Source organism: Chlamydophila parapsittaci, from assembly GCF_006385615.1.
Classification (GTDB): domain Bacteria; phylum Chlamydiota; class Chlamydiia; order Chlamydiales; family Chlamydiaceae; genus Chlamydia; species Chlamydia psittaci.
The window spans coordinates 531624-549040 of record NZ_CP041038.1 but is presented as its reverse complement, the minus strand read 5'-3'; the positions used below and the strand labels follow the sequence as shown (position 1 = coordinate 549040).

Below are 17417 nucleotides of genomic sequence, written 5' to 3'. Positions count from 1 at the left end.
AAGTATTCTCTCTTTGTTTAGTTGTTTTTTAATGTTAAATACAGATGCTTTTGTTTGTATAAATTGATTTTTTTTCTCTAATCGGTTATCTTTTAACTTTATTTTTAGTTTGTTTCTAGTATGCACCAGCTTTTTTCGATCGGATACAGCCTGCTGAGTATCGCTGCTTTGCTTTGGATGGTGTGTGGTGTTCCTGATCATTTGGAAAATTTATATAATATTTCTTTGAATTTTGATGGTGCGAAAGAGAAACAAGACATGTTCCCCCAGGCTCAAAATGTCTCTAAAGGGATTTGGTTTTTGGATTTCCCGGAACTTAGGGAAAAGTTACCAGACCTTAGACAAGAGCTTGTGTTTTTAGGAAGCAACAAACGCCCTGACGCATGTGGCGGTAAGTTTTTTTTGGAATTAGCTACCTCTAAGGATACTTATGTTGCTAGAGCCAATGAAAAAATTTACTTACAGGTTGTCCCTTCTCCTGAAGGAGGGATGTTTACCTTTAGCCCTGAAGGAAAGCCTACAGACTTATGGTTAGAGTGCCGTCCTTTGAGCATGGATAACCGTATAGAGGTAAAAGTCCGTTTAATGGGTGTAAATAGAGAGATGGTTACCTCTCCTAAAGAAAGAGAAACCCTGTTTTTAAATGCTCCTGTTCGGGGGATGGAATCTTGGGAAATTGGTGGTGTTCGTGTGGATGCAAGTTTCCCTGTGAAACAAAAGATTCGTCGTATAGGCAGTGACAAGTTCCTTCTTATGCACGGTGGCCCAGATTACGCTGATAAAGCTGTTAAAGAACGCGTAGATTTTGTGTCTTTGTCTGATGAGAACTACAGTCGTTATCTCGCTGTTGGTGACATTTTACTTTGGAATGGAAATTGTTGGCAGACGTGCGGGGAATTTCGCGGCGAGAGTTCTGAAGTGCCTCTTTTAGAGGTGAAGAAGATAGATGAGAAAGTCATGGTCATAGAGGTATGGAATGTCGGGGGAACAGCCCGGCAGTCTATGAGTTTGGTAAAAACGATGAGTTCTCCTATAGAGGTTGCCGAGATTATTAAGGAATTTGAATTTGTTGGGATGCGTTCTTGGTCCCGTCCTATCATACAGGCTGGCGGGCAGAGAATGATTCTTTCTCCTGATGATTGGGTGGTATACACAGGAAAGTCTTGGGAAAAGATCACACGAAAAGAACAGCTAGAAGATTACCTTTCAGGAAAGACTCAAGGGCCGTTATTGGTTTTTGATAAGTTAGAAAAAGACTCGAGAGAGTTTGTTTTGCGTGCTCATGTATTTAATGCGCAAAGGACTTTAGTAGAGGCTGTGACACTGCCGTTAAAGCAAAGTTTTGATTCTGGTCATTCGACTTCTAAAGAAGAGGTTATTCCCGGAAGACAAGCTCTTGTGGGCAGCGAAGGCACCAATCGTGGGGGATCATAAATGCGTTTTTGGCGTACTCCTTTAGTTTATTTCTTGGGATTGTCGGGTTTAGCTTGTTGCACTCCCGGCCTAGCTCTAACCGTTGCGGAAAAAGCCGCTTCTTTAGAAAAATCCAAAGATTCTATAGATAATTCCCCAGGTTTGGCTTCATTCAACGCAGACATGAAGGAATATAACCTTCAGTTAAAGAGTCTTTATGAAGAGGCCGCTGCTTTACGTGCATCAGGTTGTGAAGATGAAGCTCGATGGAAAGAGCTTTTAAATAAGCTCACGGATGTAAAAAATCACATTAAGCGTATCGAAAATCTTTGGTCTGCGGAAATTCGTGAACGAGGAGAAAATCCCGACGATTATGCTTTGTGGCATCACCCCGAGGCTACGATTTATAATTTGGTTTCAGACTATGGTGAGGATAATGTAATTTATCTGGTGCCTCAAGACATCGGTTCAATCAAAGTTTCTTCATTATCAAAATTCACTGTTCCCAAAGAGGGTTTTGAAGAATGCTTGACGCAGTTGCTCTCTCGTCTTGGAATTGGCATACGCCAGATCAGCCCGTGGATTAAAGAGCTCTATACAACGCGCAAGGAGGGGTGTGGAGTTGCTGGTGTTTTCTCTTCTAGGAAGGATTTAGACTTACTCCCTTCTACCTCCTACATTGGTTATGTATTAAATTCTAAGAATATTGATGTACGTGCGGATCAGCATATTTTAAGAAAGTTTGCTAATCTTGATACCATGCATATTGATGCGTTTGGAGGGAAGTTGTGGGTTTTTGGCTCTGTTGGAGAAATTCATGAGCTGCTTAAAATCTACGACTTTATTCAAGAAGATAGTGTGCGTCAGGAATATCGCGTTGTTCCTTTAACCAAGATAGAAGCTTCCGAAATGATTTCTATACTTAAAGCGGCATTTCGAGAAGATATTACCAGAGAGGGTGATGAAGAAGGACTTGGGCTTAAAGTTGTTCCTCTGCAACATCAAGGGCGTTCTTTATTTTTAAGTGGCACCGCAGCTTTAGTACATCAAGCGATAGATTTGATTAAGGATCTTGAAGAAGGCATAGAGAATCCTACAGATAAAACAGTCTTTTGGTATAGCGTTAAGCACTCCGATCCTCAAGAATTAGCGGTCTTATTATCACAAGTACACGATGTGTTCTCTGGTAAGGAGGGAGGGATCCCTTCATCTTCTGAAGCTATCCTTCGGGAAGCTGCCTCTACAATAAGTATCGATACCACTTCAGTGGGTTCTGTAAAAGAGGGGTCTGTAAAATATGGAAATTTTATAGCAGATTCTAAAACAGGAACTTTGATCATGGTTGTAGAGAAAGAAGCTCTGCCCAGAATCAAAATGCTATTAAAAAAGCTCGACGTTCCTAAAAAAATGGTGCGTATAGAGGTTTTGCTGTTTGAAAGAAAGCTTTCTAGCCAACGTAAGGCTGGATTAAATCTTTTACGCCTGGGAGAAGAAGTTTGTAAAAAATCCTCTTCTGCTATCTCTTGGACAAGCTCAGGGATTTTAGAGTTTCTTTTTAAAGGGAATACAGGGGCTTCTTTAGTTCCTGGTTATGATCTTGCCTATCAGTTTCTCATGGCTCAAGAAGATGTGCGTATCAATGCCAGCCCTTCTGTAGTTACCATGAACCAAACGCCTGCAAGAATAGCGATTGTAGAAGAGATGTCCATAGCTGTTTCTGCGGATAAAGAAAAAGCCCAGTACAACCGTGCGCAATATGGTATCATGATCAAAATGCTTCCTGTAATCAATGTGGGGGATGAAGACGGGAAAAGCTATATTACTTTAGAGACAGACATCACTTTTGACACAACTGGGAAAAATGCTAACGAGCGTCCTGATGTCACGCGACGTAATATTACCAACAAGGTACGTATTCCTGATGGAGAGACAGTAATCATCGGAGGATTGCGTTGTAAGCACGCTTCGGATTCTCAAGATGGCATTCCATTTCTTGGGGAGATCCCTGGTGTAGGGAAGCTGTTTGGTATGAACTCTACAGCAGATAGCCAAACAGAAATGTTTGTATTTATTACACCGAAAATTTTAGATAATCCTATAGAAAAAAAAGAACGCCATGAAGAAGCGATTCTTTCTTCACGTCCTGGAGAAAATACAGAATTTCGCCAGGCATTGCTTGCTGGAGAAGAAGCTGCCAAGGCGGCTCATAAAAAATTAGAACTCATTTCTGCTATAGAATTACCCGCGTCTCAAGTACAGGGGCTAGAGTACGATGGGCGGTAAGTCTTTACTCTCTCAAGAGCTTCTTAATGCTCTACCCTATAGCTTTCTAAAAAAACACTGTTTACTGCCATTAGAAGAGCAGGAAAACGGCATAAAGATGGCTTATGCAAGCTCTACCTCTCTTATGGCGAAAGATGAGGTGCAGCTGCTTATAAAGAAGCCTGTGCTTTTTATCCTTAAGGATGAAACAGAGATCTTAAAAAGTTTACAAAAGATCTATTCGAATTTAGAAGGGAAGGCTTCTGACATGCTGTTAAGCATGAAAGAAGGGGAAATCTCTCAAGTAAGTGAAGAGGAAGATCTTTTAGAAAATACAGATGCTGTTCCTGTAGTGCGTTTTTTAAATCTCATTTTAAAAGAAGCTATAGAAGAGCGTACCTCGGATATTCATTTTGAACCTTTGGAAGATTCTTTGCGCATACGCTATCGTATCGATGGAGTCTTACACGATCGTCTTTCTCCGCCTGCACATCTACGTTCGGCTTTGATCACTAGGATTAAAGTTTTGGCAAAGATGGACATAGCAGAGCATCGTCTGCCGCAAGATGGAAGAATAAAAATCCAAATAGGTGGCCAGGAAATTGACATGCGTGTGAGTACGGTTCCTGTGATCCATGGAGAGCGCGTTGTCCTGAGGATTTTAGATAAGCGTAATGTGATTCTCGATATCTCTGGATTGCACATGCCTAAGAATATCGAAAAGTCTTTTAAAGAGGTCATTGCTGTTCCTGAGGGTATCCTCTTAGTGACAGGACCCACAGGAAGCGGAAAAACCACAACTTTGTATAGTGTGATACAGCATCTTTCCGGTCCTTTTGCCAACATTATGACCATAGAAGATCCTCCTGAATACAAGTTGGCAGGAATAGCTCAGATTGCTGTGAAGCCTAAAATCGGTTTGTCTTTTGCATGTGGCTTAAGACATTTGCTTCGTCAGGATCCTGATGTTTTAATGGTTGGGGAGATTCGTGATCAGGAGACAGCAGAAATAGCGATACAAGCGGCACTCACGGGGCACCTTGTTGTTAGTACATTGCATACTAACGACGCAATTTCTGCGATCCCCCGCCTTTTAGATATGGGAGTAGAACCCTATTTACTTTCGGCAACAATTCTCGGTGTTGTAGCGCAAAGGTTGGTAAGGAAAATTTGTCCCAACTGTAAGGAGCGTTGTGCAGCAAGTGTTCAGGAACAGGCATTTCTACACTCTATAGGTATTGATGCCGATGTGCCGTTATATTTTGGAAAGGGATGTGCTCAGTGTTTCCGTTCAGGATATAAGGGTCGTCAGGGAATTTACGAATTCTTACATCCTGATGCAGCCTTGCGTTCAGAAATAGCTATGCACAAGCCCTATCATGTGTTGCGAGAATATGCCGAACAGAAAGGATTTCAACCTTTATTACAACATGGTGTTGCTCTAGCTCTTTCAGGAGAGACGACTTTGTCGGAAGTGTTCCGTGTTACGAAACGGTATGATTAAGGAGGGGGATAAAGATATGCCAAGATATCGCTACACCTACCTTAATGCTAAAGAGCGGCGTAAACAAGACTGGATAGAAGCACTACATCTTCAAGAAGCGAGAGAAAAACTTGCTCAACAGGGTGTACAACTTTTGTCTATTCGAGAAGTTCCTCCTCGTCGTGTACGATTAAAAAATAGTGAATTGATCATTTTCTCAAGACAAATGCTACTTCTTCTTCGTTCGGGGTTGCCTTTATACGAAACGCTATCTTCACTTCGAGATCAATATCAAGGACAGGCGCTGTCCGGCTTGCTGACAGTGTTTATGGAAAACCTTCGTGGAGGAGGATCATTGTCACAGGCAATGGCAATGTATCCAGGGATTTTTGACAATTTTTATCGCAGTGCTGTTCTTGCTGGAGAAAGTGTAGGCAACCTAGAAGGGTGTTTGCAAAACATCATCATAGTTTTAGAAGAACGTGAGCAAATGACTAAAAAGCTCACAGCGGCGCTGAGCTATCCGATAGTTTTGTTAGTATTTTCTCTAGTTGTGATTCTCTTTTTCCTTACAGGGGTGATTCCTTCGTTGAAAGAGACATTTGAAAATATGGAGCCCAACACGCTGACTTCTATAGTATTCGGTCTTAGCGATTTCGTGTGTAAATACAAGTATCTTATACTAGGTCTTTTGGGATCGGGAATAGTGAGCATCATAGCTACACGACGCAAACCCTTCTGGAAAAGATGGTGCGAGAGCGCTTTATTTTCTATGCCTGGAGTGAAGAATTTCTTTGTCAAATTGGGATTTAGTAGGTTCTGCTCTGTAGTTTCGGCGATTCTTCGTGGTGGTGGAACCTTGATAGAGGGATTAGAGCTTGGCTGTGGAGCCGTTCCCTATGACGTACTACGTGAAGATATGCGACAAATGATACACGCTGTCATAGAAGGGAGTTCTCTAAGCAAAGAGTTGGCAAAAAGACCCTGGGTGCCGAAATTAGCCTTGGGGATGGTTGCTTTGGGGGAGGAATCCGGAGATCTTGCTGATGTTCTCGGCCATGTCGCCCATATTTATAATGAAGATATTCAAAAAACACTCACCTGGATAACCTCGTGGTGCCAGCCAGTGATTCTTGTGTTTCTTGGGGGAATTATCGGGATAATTATGTTGGCAATCCTTATCCCATTAACAAGCAATATTCAAATTTTATAGACAAACGGGACAGAAGTTATGAAAAAACAAAAACGTAAACAATCCATCACATTGATTGAAATGATGGTTGTGATCACATTGATCGGGATTGTTGGTGGAGCTTTAGCTTTTAATATGCGCGGTAGCATTCAAAAAGGAAAAGCTTTCCAATCGGAGCAAAACTGTGCCAAGGTGTACGACATCTTAATGATGGAATATGCCACAGGAGGATCTTCTTTAAAAGAGATCGTAGACCGTAAAGAATCCGTTCTTGAAGGAGCTGCATGGTGTAAAGAAGGGAAAAAATTATTGAAAGACGCCTGGGGTGAAGAAATCATTGTGAAGATCAATGACAAAGGTGATGACTTGATAGTTTTTTCACAGCGAGCAGCAGGAACAAATAGAAAGGATGGGTAGAGTTGACTATGGCACTACGTAAAAAGAAGATAAAGCGGAGTTTTCTGCTTATCGAGGTATTGATGTCACTGTCATTAGTTTGTCTAGTGCTGATGCCTTGTATTCGTTTTTACTGTGGGGTGCATAGATCTATCCAAGATGATGTGATCAATCTACAGTTGCCCGCTGTGATTGATTATTGTTTTTTTGCCGTTGAAGATAATATGCGAGAGCAAATGCTCAATGGAAATTTCCCTACATCAGGTTTGGGTGAGCTCTCCTGTGTTGTTTATACAAGCCAAGGGAATGGGATACGGGTTCCTTATGTGTATTCTATAGAAATTCGCAAAGGAATGCGTGTAGAGACGAACACGGTAAAAGCTTGTTTTGCCGATGTCATCGTTGAGATTTTCCCTAATCAAAAATATACAACATCGGTGCAACGAAGTGTATGCGTAGTAGTATAAACGTTATAAAAAAACAGAAAAGGTCCTTCCTTCTTATGGAGGTTTTGGTATCCATCACCTTATTCGCTGTGCTATTCAGTGTTTTAGGGTTTTGGCAAAGGCACATGTTTTGCTCTACCAAACGCGATGAGAAGGTATATAAAACCTTTTTACAGGAAAACTACGCGTATAAGCAACTGCGGACTTTATTCCGCGCTACATCTCAAATAGAAGAGGTCCCGGGAGCGCTGTGTTCTGTAGTTTTTGATCGTGGAGTATACCGGGATCCTGATCTTGCCGGAGAAGTCGGGGGCTCTCTATACTATCATAAAGAGGAGGGAAGACTAGAACTTCACATACGTAGTTTAAGAAATCACGGTAAGGTAGAAACCTCTTTACTTTTAGATAACGTCTCCCAAGTGGCTATTGTTCCTCGGGGTAGTGATCCAGAGCTTCCTGAGAGGATGCAAATGGTCATCCATCGCCATTTTCCTAAGAGTACTGAGCGCGTGTTGACATATCAATTTGCCTTGGGGAAATAACGATGCAGTCTTACATTTTCACTTTACTCTGCCTGGCTTCTTTAGTTTCTATGGTGTCTTTTGATGCTGTAAATGCAAGAAAACGTTCCGTTTATGCGCGGATGGTAGAAAATAGTGAAAATCTCTTTACGGCACAACGCTCCGCCTGTGCAGAGGTAGAATATCAGGAAAAAGCTAAAAAAATCTCTGCCGTGGAAAAGATTTCTAGAGATGCCGAAACGTCTTCTCCAAAAAAGACAGCCAAGGTAGCGACCACGAAAAAACGTAAATACCGCCTTCTAAAAGTTCCTTTTTCACGACCACCTAACAACTCTAGGTTTAATTTATATGCTCTTCTGCAAGAGTCTCCAGAGGATTACGCGGATTCAGTATCCTGGCATGCACTATTTATACGCCTGTTGCGACGTGTTTATGTGGATACAGGATGCGTGCCTCCAGGTTCAGAGTACGCAGTTACGAAAGCTTTGCTAAATAAAAAAGAGGAGATTCTGCAAGGGGGGAAAAAATTTGGGGCTGATGTCATTGAAACTCTGACATTGCCCTCGCAAGAGGCTGAGATTCTGTATACTATGCTGCGAGGCACTAAAACGATCCAACCTCTACTTAATTTTCTTCATTATGAAGAGAAACCTCAAGGGATGATCAAGTTGAACTTGATATTTGCTGATCCCCTACTCTTAGAAGCCATTATAGATCACCCTGTGGCTTATCGCGAGCTGGAAGCTCTCCGAGGGGGAATTTGGGAAAGTGTAAAACGGCAAGAACAATCTATTCAAGAGCATGGAGAAGCTGCTGCTTTAGAGCTGTTTAAAACACGCACGGATTTTCGTATGGAGTTAAGAGATAAGACTCAGATTCTTCTTTCGCAATACGATCTGCTTCCTTTGCTGAATAAAAAGATTTTTGATTTCACCTTAGGAAATGCCGGAGACTATCTCTATCTCATTGATCCAGAAACAGGAGCTGTTTCTCGATGTCGCTGTTCCCCAAAGAGTAATAAATTATAATTAAAAATTTCTTATTTATCTTTAAATATTTTTTTTGATAATTGAGTATTATAAGTATTTTTAAATAAAAAAAGATTTTTAAAGGTAAGGCTATGGCAGATGAGACACCAAAAGAAAACTCTTCTTCAAAAGAGTCGTCCTCTCAGTTTGAGTCTTTGAAGCGTAAGGTGAAGGATTTGCATGCCAATCCTAAAGTAGGAAGAATGAAGAGGTTCTTTTCTCATCACGCTCGAGAAGCCATCAGTGGAGCGCTAGTTCTATTTGGTATTATTACCGATTTTGTCTCTTGGGTAGGTGGATTATTTGTCGCCTGCGGAGTGGTTTTAGGTTTTTATTCTGAAATTCGCGCGGTTTTGAAAAATCTTCAGAGCTATTATGCGAAGAACGGCCCCGCAAAGAATGCTCTTCTTTGTGGCTTGTTGTTGTTCTTCTTTTTGAATGTTTTCCCTTTTACACTCTGGTTTTTAGTCCTATGTTTGATTCTGATTTTACTAGGGGACAATAAGGGCAATGATTCTTCTCAGAAACCTCTATAAATTTATAGAGTCTTAGCGAAATAAGCTGCTGGAATTTCGTGGCTTTTTCGCTGCATATTTTTTCAATATAGATAGTTTAGATGGTTCTCCCTAAAGGACTTTAGGGTTGGATCCGAGAAGCATGATCGGTGTTTCTTTAAACCATGCTAGTGTGAAGTAGTCGATTTGTTTGACTATGAACCACCAAGCAAGAGTCAGGAATAATAGACCCATGAATGCTTTCAAGGCAGAAAGGAGATAAATAACCTGCACTTGTGGAGCCATTCTATTAATAATTCCTAAGAACAAGTCAGACATGAGCATAGCTACAGCTGCTGGAGCACTAAGCTGAATCGTCATAATAAGACATAGCTGGCACATTTTAATTAAGGCAACCCAAATAGGAGCATCTAGAGACATCATCTCCATAGGGAGAAATTTATGAATAGGAATGACCTCTAGAGATTGTAGTAAAATCGTTAAGACAATTCTATGTCCGCCTGATAACCAGAACACTATAGTCACAAAATAGTGATAGAAGATCCCATGAGGTGAGGTTTGCTCAATAGAAATTAACGATGTCGCTCCTTCTAAACCCTGAATACCTTGTTGGTTAGTGATAAAGGATCCTGCAGATTGTGCAGCATAAAAAGGAAAAGAAAGAATAAAACCGATTAACGTACCAATACAGATCTCTTTGACAATGAGAATATAGAACATATCGTCGTCAAGATAATTGGCTATATGGGTGCTCATCAGTACTTTAGGAAAGATGATGGCGACCCAGGAAAGCGCAATGCCAATTTTAATTGGTGCGGGGAAGAGTTTTCCTCCAAGGAAGGGAACTATAGCAAATATAGGCAGTAACCTAGACAAAAGCAGCAAAAAGACACTCCAAACATAGGCTGGAGGCTTTTGCAAAATGTAATCAAGGTATTTAGAATCAAAAACAGAAACAAGCTCTGGTAAAGAGATTGCCATAGCTGTTTATTTCCATTTATAAAAGTTTTGGAAGATTTGAGAAGCAAAACGGAAAATCATATTGCTTAGCCATCCCCCGGAAATCATCAAGGTGCCAAAAATAACAACGAGCTTAATTGCAAAGGCAAATGTTTGTTCTTGAATTTGTGTTGCTGCTTGGAAAATTGCAACCATGATACCAACAATAGAGGCAAGGATAATAGGAGGCGCAGAGATAATCAAAATCAGTAACAGTGACTGATATGAATACTCAAAGAGCATGGATTTAAAGCTTGCGGCAAGTGCTATCACGGCATATCCCTATTTAAAGCTAATCATGAGACCTTGAAGTAATAACGTCCAACCATCCACCATCACAACAAGAAGTAATTTTAAAGGTAGCGAAATAGATAATGGCGAAAGCATCATCATTTGCATAGCTACCAACACGTTGGCTGTTACCAAATCTATTACAAAGAACGGTAGGTAAATGAGAACGCCTATTTCAAAAGCATTTTTAATCTGCCCCATAATAAAAGCAGGAATGACAATCACAAAATCCGAAGCAGTCATATGTTCTCGGATTTCTGGGGGAAATGTTTTTTGAGAAATCTTATAAAAACTTTGGATCTGACTTTTTGGCGTATTGCGTATTAAAAATGACCGTAACGGTTCTTTGGATTTATTTAGTGCGACAAAAACTGTTTCTGCTCCTTCTGCTGAGAATAAATCTCTAGGGATCGCATTTCCTTGAATTTCTTTCCTAGCGTCGTTGTACATAGCAACTCCGGTAGGGAACATCACATAAATAGAAAGAATTAAGGCTATCCCGTTAAGGACCTGGCTGGGGGGAGTTTGCTGTACACCCAAAGCGTTTCTTAACAGAACTAGAGTAATGATAATTTTCAAATATGATGTGAGCAGCATCATCAGGAACGGTGATAATGCAAGGAAAATTAAGATGACTGCTTGAGTAGTCAGATCAGGATAGGTATCGGAAAAACTTCCTTCGGACAGGTGTCCCCGAGGAAGAACATCATCAGCTGTGACTCTTTCTCGAAATGTAGGTTGCGGGTAAGTTTTTTTTACTTCAGGTTGTTGAGAAACAACAGGCAACTCTGTAGGTTTAGGGGAGTTACAACGAGACGAACAAGAGGTATCGTATAATCCGTTATCTGCAAGACACCACGGTGCGATCAAGATAAACATACACAGGAAAGTACGAAAAATGAAACGCATGATGTCAAATACCTTTATTCTTGCTTGTCCTGAGCGTCATCAGCAGGCACTTCTTGCTTAAGTTGAGCTTCATCTACAGGATTTTGTTGTTTTAGTATAGTAGAGAACGCTTTTTCTAAAGCAGCTAATTGTACATCCAACTGAGCATTTACTATACCTGCTTCTGTTTCTATGACACAACCTCCTTGTGTCACATCCGCTTTAGGAGCAATGATCAATGTATCAGCATACTCAACGATTTTTTTCAACTCAGGACGATTTTGCTCAACAAGTGCAAGATCTTTGGGGTTTACGTGGATGATAATTTTTTTATGTTGAGTGAGTTCTTTTAATGCTTTAGCAATAATAGAAACAATGGCTTCTGGATGAATTTCTAATTCTTTACCAAGAATCTTTTTTACACTAGCAATCGCTAAAGGAACAAGAGCTTCTTTAACTTTATTACGAAGACTATGAGTTTCTTTTTCTAAATAGGCAAGTTGAGAATTCCATTGTTCACAGCCTTCTTTAAAACCTTGCTCTTTTGCATTTTTACGTAATACTTCACATTCTTCTTTTGTTTCCCTAGTGTAAGATTCACTATCTTCTTTTGTTTTTTCTAAGAGTTCTTTAGCGTCAAGCAGAGCTGAAAAAGCCTCCGGAGCAAGGACTTTTTTATTCGGTACGACTTCGTCATGTTTAAAAATTAGACTAAAAAACTTCATTCATTTAACAGCGCACAAAACCCTAAGATTTTTTAATATTTAGAGAGGAAACGCTGCTCCTTCTTTTCGTTGTTTTCATTCCTTATTATTAACGCTCAACTCATATGCAAGGAAAAAAGAGAAAGTCTCCATTATTGTTTGTTCATGCTCTGAGTTTTGGAGATCTTACTGTACTAAGATCTTAATGCATAATTCTAACTGGCTCTTAAAATAGTCTCGGTGGGGATGTTCATAGGATTTTCGTAGAGCTTGTTCGAAAATATACCCCCGACCAATATCCAATCTACGTAGAAAATACCAAAGGAAAGAGGCATCTTCTTTTGCCAAGGCTATAGCAAGAAATTGGAGGCCTTGTTTGTGAATAAAATTACGGAAATCATTATCATTATCCCAAGAGACAAGAAATTCTGTCGTTTCGAGATGTTTCATAGGGTGCGATTGGCAATAAGACAAAAATAGTTGCTCTGTAGGAGATAGGATCTTATGCACGCGATCGATAATTACTTTATCCACAATGTTGCGTAGTTCTTTTGCTATAGCAAACAATCCTAAGCAGTTAATCAACGTCATCTTTGTCGTTCCGGAATAATACAGCATAGCATTGAACGGCGAAGCTGGAAGAAATATCTCTTCGATAATCCCTGGAGGACGGATTTTTTTGCTCAACATATCTAGTAGGTAAAACGCACCAAAATTAGAGCATCGTTGTTTAGCAATAGAAATTCCTGGAAGCAAGGGAAGCAATTCTTGAACTAAAGAATCAGGAAGCCATGAGAGGAGTTGCCGTTGTATGACTTCTGGAAAATCTTTAATGGCAACGCTAATCCATGAAGGATGAATTGTTGCCAACCAACACATAGTGAAGGATAAAGAACTGAGAGGGATATCCTCATGATGCGTAGGTGAAACCAAGAGATCCTCTGGCAAAAAATTTGCAAGATCGTCTTCTTTGGAATACTTCATTAAGATGTTCAACGTTCCAAAAGTGTTGGCGGTCACTAGACACCCTCATTTTCTTCGTTTCCTTCTGTTGCCTCTGGTGCATTGTCTTTAGGACCTTCTGTATCCTCTGGATTAGGTTGAGCTTGTCCTTCTTTTTTCTCTCCAGCACCTTCTTCGGGTTTCTTAGTCTCTAGGGCAACTTTAGAATAGGGAGCTGGATCGAAGAACCCTTTTGCTCCACCTAAGGAAAGAATCAATGTATGTGTTTTCCAAATTACCCAAAGTAATCCACAAGAGATGATGAATAGGGTAAGTATTAAGAAGTAAAAGATTAAACGGAATTTGCCTAGTGAGGATTTTGCTAGGATGATGCCCCATACGGAGACATAATCAATTTCATCGGTCAATCCCCAAGGGCCATTAATCGTAATATCACTATAGGAGGCTCGGTCACTAATTACAGAAACGTTTTCTGTAGACAGCCCTGGAACAGCACTGGCAACCAAGCGTTTAATTTTAGAGACCATAATGCTATTAGGGTTATCTAAAACTCCACGATGCTTAATGTAAACTGATGCTGTTAAAGGAAGATTATCTTCAGCTTCTGTGGTGAAGGAAATTTGTACACTCGCGTCAACAATCCCGTCCATTTTTCTAATGGTAGAGGCCATTTGCTCAGAAAGACCTTCTTGGTACCGGATCTTTTCTTGCATTTCTGATGGGACAAGACCTTGTTTGGCGAATAGATCTAAGAGGCTTGTGCCTTTCATTCTAGGAAGACCAGCCTGATTTAAAATTGCTAATGCTTCTGTAATTTGCTCTGCAGGAACAGAAATATCCCATAGTTGTTCTGAAGAGGCTCCTCCTGTAGAAGCAGCAGCCTGTGGTTGCTTTTGTGCGGCGACACCTTTGCTAACAAGAAGAACGACAATCTCATTAGCTTCTCTTCCTGGAAGCCCATGAACGATGAGCGATCTGCTGTTACAACTTGTACAGCAAAATAAGGTCATTATAAAGAATAAGCAACAAGAAATAGAACTACGAAACATAACCCACGCATACCTTTTTACTCACCATAACAAAAGGGGGGATTAGTGCCAATCGTGAACATTAAACATTAAATATGTTTTTGATTTCTATCAACATGAGATCACAAAAGTTCTTTAATATGTAGTTATAGCTGTACAAATTTAGATCTACAAAAGCCTTTTAAAAACGCAAGCGCTTTTAAGAAAGTGAAGCAGAAATGCACATGAGTTCTAGCTTTTTGCTCTTGCAGATTGTTTATTTGCTATATCGTTTAAAACAATATCAGCATTGAAGCTGGATCTTACGAAAGGCCCTGCATAAACAAAGAGGCCTAAAGATTCTCCTACTCTCCGGTAGTAATCAAAAGTCTCAGGAGTCACATAGCTTTTTACTGGTATGTGTAATCTTGAAGGACGTAAATACTGTCCTATGGTGACGATACTTACACCATGATTTGCAAGATCCTTTAATGTTTGTTTTACTTCGCTTTCTTGTTCTCCGAGACCTACCATGATTCCTGATTTGATTTTAAGATCTGGGAGGTATAACGCAGCTTGCTCTAACATAAATAAAGAACGCCGGTACGTGGCTTTATGTCGCACCATAGGCGTGAGACGTTCGACAGTTTCAACGTTGTGATTATAAATGGTTAATCCTGAATCTAGCAGGGTATGCAAAGCATCGACATTTCCTTGGAAGTCGGAAGCAAGCATTTCTATAGTAGATTCAGGGAGCTCTTGATGAAGAGTATCAATAATACGTACTAAACAACTCGCCCCTCCATCTTCTAGGTCATCGCGAGCTACCATAGTTAATACGATATGCTTAAGCTGAAGGATCTTTGCTGATTCTGCTATTTTTCTAGGTTCATCAGGATCTGGAGGTAGGGGTTTCTTTGTGAAATCGATATTACAAAATCCACAACGTCGAGTACAAGCATCTCCTAAAGCTAAGTACGTTGCTGTTTTTCTTGACCAGCAGCGAGTACGATTAGGGCAAAGTGCTTCCTCGCATACCGTAGCCATGCCAGTACGTTTTATAGTTTTGTCGGTATAGTCAAAGACAGAGCCTTTAGGTAAAACTTGCCTTAACCATTTAGGGAAACGTTCTGAGAGACGCTTGCCTTGTTGGGGTTTTTGTATTTCGTTAGGAGTATCATTCATAGTCTTTGAGGAGGTAAATGAAGAGGGTGATTTGTTGCTAATAACGCATTCTCAGCCCAAACTTCAGCAAGTGTTGGATGAGCGTGTATAGTTTCATAGATACAAGGTAATGTCAGTTCATTACGTACAGCAAGGGTCATTTCTGCAATTAATGATGCTGCGTGTGGACCGACAACATAAGCACCTAGAATCTGTTGTGTAGTCTCGTGGCTGATGATAGCTGCAAAACCGTCAGCCTCTGCCATGGCAACAGCTTTCCCAATAGCTTTGAAAGGAAACTTTGTTAGTTTCGCAGGAATGCCTTGTTGTTGTGCGGCTTCTAAAGAAAGACCTACCATAGCAACTTCGGGGAAGGTGAAAATGACTGCAGGCACTGCAGAATAATCCATAATTTCATTATGACCTGCAGCATTTTTCCCTGCGACAATCCCCTGATGAGAGGCAACATGAGCAAGTAACCATTTTCCTGTGATATCTCCAATAGCGAAAATATTCGTGACATTGGTTCTCATAGTCTCATCTACAGGGATAACACCACGGTCATCGCGAATGACCCCTGCGTTATCTAAACCTATATCCGTAGTGTTGAATTGACGTCCGATCGCGACGAGAACATAATCATATTCTTCTGTTTGTTCGTTTACAGTGAGTCTTACACGATCTCCAATATCTTCAAGTGCATTGATAGAAGCTTTCGTGATGATGCGGATTCCTTGCCGTGAGAATTTGTCGAACATCGTTTTGGAAATATCCGCGTTATTTACCGAAAGGATCTGATCAGCGACTTCTATGATAGTGATTTCTACTCCTAAAGTATTAAATAGGGAGGCAAATTCACAACCAATGACACCACCACCGATAATAGCGAGTTTTTTAGGCAGTTCTGTAAGGTTTAAAATGCCCGTAGAACATAGAATGCGAGATGAAAATGGCACACCGGGGAAAGGACGAGATTCTGAACCTGTAGCTATGATAATATACTTACTTTTAATTACCGAAGTATCTTGACCTTTTACTCTTGCCTCTGTGGATGAGATTAGCGATCCTCGACCATTCAATACAGTAATTTTATTACTTCGTATTAGACCTTCTAATCCTTGACGTATTCCATTGATGACCGAATTTTTTCTTTGAACCATTGCAGGATAGTCTACGGAATAGCCGTCAATATGTATCCCAAATTGCTTTGCATGTTTAATTTGAGAAACAATTCCTGCACCTACTAATAGGGCTTTAGATGGAATACAACCACGATTTAAACATGTCCCTCCGGCTTGTTGTTCTTCAATAAGTGCTGTCTTTAATCCTTGTTGCGCAGCAGTAATTGCTGCAACATAACCGCCAGGTCCAGCACCAATAACAACACAGTCAAAATCTGTACTCATATTTTATTCCCAATTCTCGTAAGTATCGAAATTTAAAAGTCCTTAAGAAGATGTTTTTTAAGACGCTAGGTCTTAGTATTATTTTATGAGGAGCTTTTTGCTTATTCTAGATCTAAAGATTAATTTTCAGCATTGATTTTTTCCCAATAGAAATTATAATTTAAGTTATGTACTGTAATTATCTGTAATGCGTACAAATTGACATAGAAGAAACTTTCTGTTTCTTTGTATTAAGCCCTAGGTTGGGGAAGGTAGGTTGCCATGCCATTTGCTAAAGAAGCAGAGATGCAGCGCACGTGTTGGAAGTGTGAAGGTAGCGTATCCATGCACATGCCCCAGTGTCCGTATTGCAGTGCATTCCTTCAAGATCCTCCAGTAGCTTCAGGAGGATTTTCTTCATGTCACATTTCTTTCCCAGAAGGCTCTGCAAAGGGAGAATCTGAAGATCTTTTTGCTGTTTCTTCAGAAGATTGGGAAGCTGTTCTTAGTGATCAAAATACTTTCCAAAAGCCTACCGAACAATCTGAATCTGATTGGAGTTGGTTACAGCATTGGCCACTTGTTGCGCTATTTTTAGGAGCAGGGCTTCTTGTCTTTGCTATGGTTATCCTGTTATTTGCTACGGATGCTGGACTGACTTTGACGTGGCCTAAAAATCGTGCCTATATTTATGGACTTTTAGGCGCTGTATTTACTTATCGGGGCTACTTAAAGCTTTCTCAGTAAATTTTTGCAATTT

The 17417-nt window shown here is 40.4% G+C and carries 18 protein-coding genes; 10 read left to right on the top strand and 8 right to left on the bottom strand.

Annotation, left to right across the window (positions count from 1 at the left end; all coding sequences use genetic code 11):
- Positions 1-120 precede the first annotated feature (120 nt).
- The 9 genes from FI836_RS02360 (at position 121) to FI836_RS02320 (ending at position 9277) form a co-directional block, all read left to right on the top strand.
- Positions 121-1434: a hypothetical protein gene (locus FI836_RS02360; protein ID WP_013462754.1), complete on the top strand. Its 1314-nt coding sequence runs from the start codon at positions 121-123 to the stop codon at positions 1432-1434.
- A complete protein-coding gene (locus tag FI836_RS02355; RefSeq protein WP_006343607.1) occupies positions 1435-3696 on the top strand; it encodes a secretin N-terminal domain-containing protein in 2262 nt (753 codons plus the stop codon).
- Positions 3686-5179: a GspE/PulE family protein gene (locus tag FI836_RS02350; RefSeq protein WP_014944058.1), complete on the top strand. Its 1494-nt coding sequence runs from the start codon at positions 3686-3688 to the stop codon at positions 5177-5179. Before FI836_RS02355 ends, FI836_RS02350 begins: the two co-directional genes overlap by 11 nt.
- Positions 5180-5195: 16 nt before the next feature.
- Positions 5196-6371 (top strand): type II secretion system F family protein, encoded by a 1176-nt coding sequence (locus FI836_RS02345; RefSeq protein WP_006343605.1) that lies wholly within the window; start codon positions 5196-5198, stop codon positions 6369-6371.
- Between the two features lie 18 nt (positions 6372-6389).
- On the top strand, positions 6390-6767 hold the full coding sequence (locus FI836_RS02340; RefSeq protein ID WP_006343604.1) for a type II secretion system protein: 378 nt from the start codon (positions 6390-6392) through the stop codon (positions 6765-6767).
- A gap of 8 nt (positions 6768-6775) precedes the next feature.
- On the top strand, positions 6776-7213 hold the full coding sequence (locus tag FI836_RS02335; protein WP_015065821.1) for a hypothetical protein: 438 nt from the start codon (positions 6776-6778) through the stop codon (positions 7211-7213).
- 35 nt (positions 7214-7248) lie between these two features.
- Positions 7249-7734, top strand: coding sequence for a DUF1494 domain-containing protein (locus FI836_RS02330; RefSeq protein ID WP_006343602.1), 486 nt, complete (start codon positions 7249-7251; stop codon positions 7732-7734).
- Positions 7735-7736: 2 nt separating this feature from the next.
- Positions 7737-8741 (top strand): hypothetical protein, encoded by a 1005-nt coding sequence (locus tag FI836_RS02325; RefSeq protein ID WP_014944055.1) that lies wholly within the window; start codon positions 7737-7739, stop codon positions 8739-8741.
- Positions 8742-8833: 92 nt separating this feature from the next.
- Positions 8834-9277, top strand: coding sequence for a hypothetical protein (locus FI836_RS02320; RefSeq protein ID WP_014944054.1), 444 nt, complete (start codon positions 8834-8836; stop codon positions 9275-9277).
- A 90-nt stretch (positions 9278-9367) separates the two neighbouring features.
- Here the strand turns inward: FI836_RS02320 and FI836_RS02315 are convergent, their stop codons facing one another.
- The 8 genes from FI836_RS02315 to lpdA all read right to left on the bottom strand — a co-directional run bounded on the left by FI836_RS02315 (position 9368) and on the right by lpdA (position 16678).
- On the bottom strand, positions 9368-10237 hold the full coding sequence (locus FI836_RS02315; protein WP_006343599.1) for an EscT/YscT/HrcT family type III secretion system export apparatus protein: 870 nt from the start codon (positions 10235-10237) through the stop codon (positions 9368-9370).
- 6 nt (positions 10238-10243) lie between these two features.
- On the bottom strand, positions 10244-10528 hold the full coding sequence (sctS, locus tag FI836_RS02310) for a type III secretion system export apparatus subunit SctS (protein WP_006343598.1): 285 nt from the start codon (positions 10526-10528) through the stop codon (positions 10244-10246).
- Between the two features lie 9 nt (positions 10529-10537).
- Positions 10538-11455 (bottom strand): type III secretion system export apparatus subunit SctR, encoded by a 918-nt coding sequence (sctR, locus tag FI836_RS02305; protein WP_014944051.1) that lies wholly within the window; start codon positions 11453-11455, stop codon positions 10538-10540.
- A gap of 14 nt (positions 11456-11469) precedes the next feature.
- On the bottom strand, positions 11470-12159 hold the full coding sequence (locus FI836_RS02300) for an HrpE/YscL family type III secretion apparatus protein (protein ID WP_014944050.1): 690 nt from the start codon (positions 12157-12159) through the stop codon (positions 11470-11472).
- A gap of 165 nt (positions 12160-12324) precedes the next feature.
- Complete coding sequence (locus FI836_RS02295) at positions 12325-13158, bottom strand: hypothetical protein (protein ID WP_006343595.1); 834 nt, start codon at positions 13156-13158, stop codon at positions 12325-12327.
- Complete coding sequence (sctJ, locus tag FI836_RS02290) at positions 13158-14150, bottom strand: type III secretion system inner membrane ring lipoprotein SctJ (RefSeq protein WP_006343594.1); 993 nt, start codon at positions 14148-14150, stop codon at positions 13158-13160. The genes FI836_RS02295 and sctJ overlap by 1 nt, the downstream gene beginning before the upstream one ends.
- Before the next feature lie 210 nt (positions 14151-14360).
- Positions 14361-15293 (bottom strand): lipoyl synthase, encoded by a 933-nt coding sequence (gene lipA, locus FI836_RS02285; protein WP_006343593.1) that lies wholly within the window; start codon positions 15291-15293, stop codon positions 14361-14363.
- Positions 15290-16678, bottom strand: coding sequence for a dihydrolipoyl dehydrogenase (gene lpdA, locus FI836_RS02280; protein WP_014944049.1), 1389 nt, complete (start codon positions 16676-16678; stop codon positions 15290-15292). Before lpdA ends, lipA begins: the two co-directional genes overlap by 4 nt.
- 261 nt (positions 16679-16939) lie before the next feature.
- On the opposite strand from lpdA, the gene FI836_RS02275 reads away from it, so the two are divergent.
- Positions 16940-17404 carry a phage holin family protein gene (locus FI836_RS02275; RefSeq protein WP_014944048.1) on the top strand — a complete coding sequence of 155 codons (465 nt, stop codon included), beginning with the start codon at positions 16940-16942 and terminating at the stop codon, positions 17402-17404.
- The last annotated feature ends 13 nt before the right edge of the window (positions 17405-17417 follow it).